The 563-nt window shown below is 69.3% G+C and carries 1 protein-coding gene; it reads left to right on the top strand.

All coding sequences use genetic code 11. The annotated features are described in order from the left end of the window. Positions 1-563: TerD family protein (locus SZN_RS37315; RefSeq protein WP_007506628.1), on the top strand; the 563-nt coding region annotated here is incomplete at both ends.

The raw sequence follows: 563 nt of genomic DNA on the forward strand, positions 1-563 counted from the left end.
CCCGCGCCCGGCGCCGGGAAGATCAACCTCGACAAGGGCCGCGTCAGCCTCCAGAAGAACCAGACGGTCTCCCTGGTGAAGGGCGGCCGCCCGCTGCTCTCCCAGGTCAGGATGGGCCTCGGCTGGGAGCCCGCGTACCGCGGCAGGGACATCGACCTCGACGCCTCCGTCATCGCCTACGGCCCCCAGCGCAACCACATCGACAGCTGCTACTTCGGCAAGCTCCAGATCCTGGGCGGCGCCGTCCGGCACTCCGGCGACAACCTCACGGGTGAGGGCGGCGGGGACGACGAGTCGATCACCGTGGACCTCGGCCGGCTGCCCCAGGAGGTCTCCGGCCTGGTCTTCACGGTCAACTCCTTCTCCGGGCAGAAGTTCACCGAGGTCGCCAAGGCGTACTGCCGGCTGATCGACGCCGCGTCCGGCGAGGAGCTCGTCCGCTTCGACCTCACCAACGCCGAGGCGCAGACCGGCGTGATGATGGCGAAACTGATCCGGCAGTTCTCCGGCGAGTGGGAGATGACGGCCATGGGCGACTTCGTGAAGTCGCGCACGGTGCGGGG

Origin of the sequence: Streptomyces zinciresistens K42 (assembly GCF_000225525.1) — a bacterium.
In the GTDB taxonomy this organism is placed as follows: domain Bacteria; phylum Actinomycetota; class Actinomycetes; order Streptomycetales; family Streptomycetaceae; genus Streptomyces; species Streptomyces zinciresistens.